A 6,410-nucleotide genomic window follows, 5' to 3' on the forward strand; every position below is an offset into this window, starting at 1 on the left:
CAGGACCGGGACGAGCAGTGAGCGCAGCAGCAGGACCAGGATGAGCAGGATGATGCCGAGTACGACAGGCCCGATGAGCGTGCGGTCCCGGGCGGCCGTCTGCTGGGTGTCGTACTGCTGCGCCGTGTACCCACCGACCAGCGCGTCGGCACCGGGCACCGCGTGCAGATCCGCGCGGAGCCGCTCCACGGTTTCCTTGGCGGCATCACTGTCCGCCGCGGCCTCAAGGGTGGCGTCGATACGGACCCGCCCCTCGACGACCAGCGGCTCGTCGGTCCCCGGGCGTCCGGACGCGGAGACCGCGCCGGCCGATGCCACTCCCCTGGTCTTCCTCGCCGCTGCCGTCACCTGATCGATGTGGCCGGCGTCGGCGATGATGACGGCGGGGCTGCCGGAGCCGTCGGGGAAGTGTTCCCCGAGCGTCTTCTGGGCGGAGACCGAGGGCGCCTCGTTGACGAAGATCTCGTCGAGGGGAACACCCTTGGCCGACAGAGAGGGTGAGAAGGCCACGAAGATGCCGAGCACGATCGCGGTCATCACCCAGATGCGGCGCGGCCGGGCATCGACGACGGCTGCCACACGACGCCATACTCCTTGTCCCTTGCCCGACGAGTCCGATGCCTTCGGCCGGGAGGGCCAGTACGCGGTCCTGCCCAGCAGCGCCAGCGCGGCAGGCAGGAAGGTCAGGCTGGAGACGGCCGCGCACACGATCCCGACGGCTCCGACCGGTCCGAGCGCCCGATTGTTCGTGAGGTCGCTCGCGAGCAGGGCCAGCAGTGCGAGGGCCACGGTGGCCGCGCTCGCGGTGATCGCGCCGAACGACCGCCGTACGGCGGCCAGCACGGCCGATGCCCGGTCTTCCCGCAGGGCGAGTTCCTCGCGGAACCGCGCGGCCAGCAGTAGCGCGTAGTCCGTCGCGGCGCCGATGACGAGAATGGAGAGGATCCCCTGTACCTGGCCGTCCACCCGGACCACGTCATGGTCGGCGAGGACGTAGACCATCCCGCATGCGAGCCCCAGCGCGAAGACGGACCCGAGAATGATCAGGAAGGCAGCAGGACGCTCCGGTAGACCAGCAACAGGATCAGCAGCACGGCGGCCAGCGCCACGCCGAGCAGCAGACCGTCGATGCCTGAGAAGGCGTCCGACAGATCGGTCTGGCTCGCCGCCGGACCCGCGATCTGCGCCGTGACGCCCGGGACGCTTCGAGCGGCTTCACCCACCTCGTTCAAGACGTCGGGCAGTGCGTCGCCGAGTCGGGGATCCAACTGGACGACAGCCTGCAGTGCCTGCCCGTCCTCGGAGGGAAGGGCCGGTGACGGAGTCCCGACCACTCCACGCTCCTTGGCGATCCCTTCTGTCGCGCGGGTGGCCGCGGACAGCTGTGCGTCGGTGATCCGGTCACCTTTCGCCGTCCACACGACGATCGCGGGAAGCGTTTCTGATTGGTCGAACGCCTCGCGGGCCCTGAGCACCTTGGTGGACTCCGCGCTCTGAGGAAGGAACGCGGCCTGATCGTTGGTGGCCACCTCACCGAGCTTGCCCGCATACGGCCCGAGCGTGCCTCCGACTCCCAGTCAGACGACGAGCAGTGCGAGCGGAACGAGCCACCGGAGCCAGTGCGGTGTGGTTCTCATGGGCAACCCTAAGCTTCGTGGTCAGACATCTCGATGACAAAGTATCTCAATGATTGAGAGACCTTATACTTGAGTCATGCACGGGGACCGCAACCCCAGGCCGCGCCCTCTCCCCGCGAACGACCCCACGGGGCTTCAGTCCTTCGCGGTTCTCCTTCGGCGTATGAACAGCCAGTTCAACCGCATCTCCCACGAGTTCGCGCAGTCCCAGGGGCTGCACCTCACTGACATGCAAGCCCTCATCGCGCTGCTCGACGCCGACCCCGACGAGGGACCCATGACTCCCGGGCGGCTGCGCCGGCAGCTCGATCTCACCTCCGGCGCGGTGACCGCATGCATCGACCGACTGGAGAAGGCAGGGCACATCCGGCGCGTTCGTGCCGAGGACGACCGCCGCGTCGTGCATCTGTACGACGCGGAGGCGGCAAGGAGCATCGCCCGGGACTACTTCCAGCCTTTGGCCCGCGGCACCGAAGCCGCCCGTACGGGCTTCCGCCCCGACGAACTGATGGTGGTCGTGCGCTTCCTCACCGAGCTGAACCGTGAACTGACAATGCTGAGCAGCAGTTCCCCTCAGCCGTGATCATCCATCGGCCCGGGGACGCCGAGGGCAGGTCCGGCGTGGGCTGACGCCAGGCAAGTGCCTGGAAGCCCACCGGGTCACCCGCGAGCCCTCGACGCGGCAGCCGGGTTCGAGCCGAGCGCGCTCACCGCCACACCCGGGGGCGGGGGTGCGGTGTCGCAGTGGGGCCTCATCAACGAGGGCTGCCCTCGGGTTGGTTGTCCGGGCTTCGGTGTCATGGTCTTCTGGAGGGCGTTCCTGCCTCCGCACCACCGTGTTGGGAGACCCCAAACTCAGACCGTGATCACCGCCGTGCCGGCCTTCGCCGGCGTGGCCATGCTCGTCAACATGACACCCGGCCCCGACACCCTGCTCGTTGTCCACACTTCCATGACCCAGGGCGGGCGAGGAGGAATGGCCGCCGCTCTGGGCATCCTGACCGGCTGCACAGGCTGGGGCATCGCGACAGCTGTCGGCCCGACGGCCGTACTGACCGCGTCTCCCCCGGTGTACGACATGCTCCGCATCCTCGGTGCCGCCTACCTCGCCTTCCTGGGGGCCACTGCCCTGTGGCATTCCAGAAGGCCTGCCGGCCCCGGACCGGCCGGACGGACCACCACCCCCGGCCGGCCGCGCTGCGGCATTCCGCACGGGGCTGGGAACCAACCTTCTCAACCCCAAGACCGGCGTGTTCTACATGAGCCTGATCCCTCAGTTCGTCCCGTCCGGCGCACCGATGTTCAGCACGACGCTGCTCTTCACCGCCATCGATGTCATCGAGCTGGCAGCTTGGTACTGGCTGCTCTCCCGCGCCGTCTCGACACTGGGCACACGCGTCCAGCGCCCCGCGTTCCGCCGCCGCCTCGAACAGCTCACTGGCGTAGCCTTCCTGGGCTTCGCCGCAGTCCTCCTCGCCAACCGTTCCTAGAACGCCAAGGGCTATCCGGTGAGACCGGCGCGGGCCCGCCTGACAATCCGCTGGCTCTATCGAGCAGTGGTACGGCCACTTGTCGACGGGGCCGGGAGACACCCGAAACCACGGTCGGGTGATGTTGATGGGTTGGAAAGGCGCGGCGGCTGTTGCTGGCTTCCCGACCGGCCCGGAGGCCTGCGGCCCCTGCCCGACAGAGACGCCGCAGCCGACGAATGAGTGGCCGACGGCGGGCAACGGCCGATGCGAGCCGTGGCAGTTCGGGTCGGTACAGCCGTGGTGGCCGGCGCCGTCGTGCGGCCCGGCCCAAATCGCATCGGTGAAGGTCACCGTGGCCGTGTCGATGTCGCCGGCGGCGCCGCCCGCTTCTCCGAAGGACCACGAGCGCGGCTTGGGTGCCCGTGCCTCCGGCACGGCGTACTGGGCCGTGGCGCCTCCCTGATCCACGAAGGGGACGAGGCCGAAGACCGCGTCGCCCACGGCAGGGCCGGTCACCCCGTCTCCCACCTCGTAGACGATTCCGCAGCATCCATGCCGGGTATGTGGGGGAAGTCCACGGTGGTGATGTCCCACAGCATCCCTGAGCGCAGGTACCAGTCAGCAGGGGCGACGCCGGCGGCACGAATCGTGACGCGGACCTGACCCGGCCCCGTGTGCGGCTCTTCGGCCTCCTCGATGCGAGGGACCTCGGAACCGCCATAGCGGTGGTACCGCACAGCAAGCACGGACATCCTCCGTACGCATGGCACGTCGATCAGCAGGAGAACTCGCAGCCGCTCACCTCTGCGGCAGAGCGCTGACCGCGGGCGGCCACGAGGAGTTGTGCGCGGCCGGCCGCCTCGGCCCTTCGGCGGCCGGCGGGCGTGCGGGAGCTTCCCGGTGACACCGGCGGCCTGCCTGTCGGGCAGACCGTTGTGCCTTGGGCGCCCTCGCCTCTGACCGGGCTGCATGGCCTGAACCGGCCTGTCTGTGCGGTGCCTTGGCTGCGAGCCCTGATGGGACTGGGAGAATGATCAACTGTGCTTCGCCACGGCCGTGACGACGGATTTCACGGCCTGTCCGGAGGTCGTGGGAGAAGGGGAGGTCACGGAGATGAGAAACAGGTTGCGGACCCGGTTCCGGTATTGGTTCGACGGCACCATGGACCGGGGGACGCCGGCCCTGATCAGTTGGTTGGCGCTCTCGTCGGTCGTGCTCATCGCCCTGGCCTCGACCCTGGTCGTCCTGTTCACGGATACTGACGCGGAGGGCAACGGCGGCTGGCCGGGTGTCGCGTGGATGAGCCTCCTGCGGACCCTCGATGCCGGCACCATGGGCGGAGACACCGGCGGCCCGGTGTTTCTCGGTCTGATGCTGGCGGTGACGCTCGGCGGCATCTTCATCGTCAGCGCACTCATCGGTGTCCTGACCACCGGTCTGAACCAGAAGCTCCAGGAGCTGCGCAAGGGCCGGTCGCGGCTCATCGAGCGCGGGCACACCATCGTTCTCGGCTGGTCGGACCAGGTCTTCACCGTGGTCTCCGAGCTCGTCGAGGCGAATCAGAGCGAACGCCGCTCGTGCGTGGTGGTCCTCGCGGATCGGGACAAGGTTTCCATGGAGGACGCGATCCGGGCCCGCATCCCCGACACCGGCAGCACACGCGTCATCTGCCGCTCCGGAAACCCTCTCGTGCGGGCGGACCTGGAACTGGTCGGCCCGGACACAGCCAAGTCGATCATGGTCCTGCCACCCGAGGGCATCGACCGTGACATCGACGTCATCAAGGCCCTTCTCCTGCTGCACAGCCGGCAGTGGACCGGGAGCCGCCCACAGATCGTCGCCGCCGTCCACGACTCGGAGAACCTGGCAGCGGCCCAACTGGCCGCCGGCGGGAGCGCCCTGGTGATCGACGCCGAGGACATCGCGGTCCGCCTCATCGCGCAGGCGCACCGGCAGACTGGCCTTTCGGCCGTCTTCAACGAGCTGCTGAGTTTCGTCGGCAACGAGTTCTACTTCCACGAGGAGCCCGCCCTCGTGGGTTCGACCTACGGGCTGACCTTGAACGCTTTCGATCTCGGCGTCCCGGTCGGGCTGCGCACCGGCACAGGAGACGTGCTGGTCAATCCGCCGATGGACACCGTCATCGGCCCCGGAGACCAGATACTCGTCGTCGCCGAGGACGATCTGCTCATCCGGCGCTGTGCGGCCCGCCCGGCGATCGTCGAGTCGGCGATCACATCGGCTCCGGCCCAGTTGCCCACGCTCGACCGAACCATCCTGATCGGCGAGAACTCCCGTACGGCGAAGCTGGTCACGCTGCTGGACAGCTTCGTTCAACCCGGTTCGACGCTTGACATCGCCGCGCCACGACAGCCGGAAACCGAACTGAGCGACACACTCGTCAACCTCACGGTGGGGTTCAAGGTGTGCGAGCCGACGCGGAGGTCCTCGCTGGAGGCCCTGGACCTGGGCGACTACCAGCACATCGTCGTGCTCTCGGACGACACCATCGCCCCCGGCCCCTCGGACGACCGGACCCTGGTGACCCTGCTCCACCTGCGGGACATCGAGGAGTCACTCGGTGACCCGTATTCGATCGTCACGGAGATGAACGACGACGCCAACCGCGAGGTCGCCCAGGTCACCAAGGCCGACGACTTCATCGTGAGCACCAAGGTGATCAGTTTGCTGCTCACCCAGCTGACCGAGAACCGCCATCTGCATACCGTGTTCACCGATCTGTTCAACCCGGAAGGCTCCGAGATCTACCTCAAGCCGGCGTCCGACTACGTGGTCCCCGGGGCCGAGGCCAATTTCGCCACGGTGATCGAGGCCGCACGGCGACGGGGAGAGACCGCCATCGGCTATCGGCTCGCCGAGCACGATGAGGAGCCTCCCGGCTACGGCATCTTCCTCAACCCGTCCAGATCGGCCCCGCTCGTGTTCGGTCCGAGGGACGCGGTCGTCGTCTTCGCCGAAGGGGAGGCTGCTGCCGTCAACGACGACGGGCGCAGCCGGTAGCCGTGGCAGCCCAGTGGCGGCGGTGGTTCCCGAGGGCGCCGCGGCGAGGCCCGGGCGATCGCGCGCCGAGTCGCCCCGACATCGAGCGCCGCGCGGTACCCGGCCGGCGCCGTCGCTGGTGTCGATTGTCGGATCGTCCACCATGCGCCCGGGCCAGGCCCTCTGTCACTTACGAGTTGGTGCGCGATAGCGGGTGAGGCGTCGTTGCTGACTGGTGGCATGATCCGGGTGTGGCGATCATGGTCAAGCGGTCGGTTCTCTCGCGTCGAGTGTTCACGGG

General features: G+C 68.4%; 3 protein-coding genes and 3 pseudogenes. 4 read left to right on the forward strand and 2 right to left on the reverse strand.

Annotated features, from left to right (window positions below):
- Positions 1–1,577 (reverse strand): annotated as a pseudogene (locus ABZ622_RS41415) (MMPL family transporter); the annotation flags it as partial.
- Positions 1,578–1,800: 223 nt separating this feature from the next.
- Between ABZ622_RS41415 and ABZ622_RS41420 the strand changes: the two are divergent.
- The 3 genes and pseudogenes from ABZ622_RS41420 to ABZ622_RS41430 all read left to right on the forward strand — a co-directional run bounded on the left by ABZ622_RS41420 (position 1,801) and on the right by ABZ622_RS41430 (position 3,127).
- Complete coding sequence (locus ABZ622_RS41420; RefSeq protein WP_360552445.1) at positions 1,801–2,220, forward strand: MarR family winged helix-turn-helix transcriptional regulator; 420 nt, start codon at positions 1,801–1,803, stop codon at positions 2,218–2,220.
- Positions 2,221–2,589: 369 nt separating this feature from the next.
- Positions 2,590–2,718 (forward strand): annotated as a pseudogene (locus ABZ622_RS41425) (LysE family translocator); the annotation flags it as partial.
- Between the two features lie 169 nt (positions 2,719–2,887).
- The gene (locus tag ABZ622_RS41430) at positions 2,888–3,127 is read left to right on the forward strand and encodes a LysE family transporter (RefSeq protein ID WP_360552447.1); all 240 of its coding nucleotides are present in this window, start codon (positions 2,888–2,890) and stop codon (positions 3,125–3,127) included.
- Positions 3,128–3,460: 333 nt separating this feature from the next.
- Here ABZ622_RS41430 and ABZ622_RS41435 read toward each other — a convergent pair.
- Positions 3,461–3,855, reverse strand: a pseudogene (locus ABZ622_RS41435) (alcohol dehydrogenase catalytic domain-containing protein); the annotation flags it as partial.
- Between the two features lie 367 nt (positions 3,856–4,222).
- Here ABZ622_RS41435 and ABZ622_RS41440 point away from each other — a divergent pair.
- The gene (locus ABZ622_RS41440) at positions 4,223–6,130 is read left to right on the forward strand and encodes a potassium transporter TrkA (RefSeq protein ID WP_360552449.1); all 1,908 of its coding nucleotides are present in this window, start codon (positions 4,223–4,225) and stop codon (positions 6,128–6,130) included.
- The last annotated feature ends 280 nt before the right edge of the window (positions 6,131–6,410 follow it).

The organism is Streptomyces sp. NPDC007164, from assembly GCF_040634135.1.
Lineage (GTDB): Bacteria > Actinomycetota > Actinomycetes > Streptomycetales > Streptomycetaceae > Streptomyces > Streptomyces sanglieri.

Coding starts and splice junctions, on each gene's coding strand:
- ABZ622_RS41440 (WP_360552449.1), top strand. CDS start 4,223: ATGAGAAACAGGTTGCGGACCCGGTTCCGGTATTGGTTCGACGGCACC.
- ABZ622_RS41420 (WP_360552445.1), top strand. CDS start 1,801: ATGAACAGCCAGTTCAACCGCATCTCCCACGAGTTCGCGCAGTCCCAG.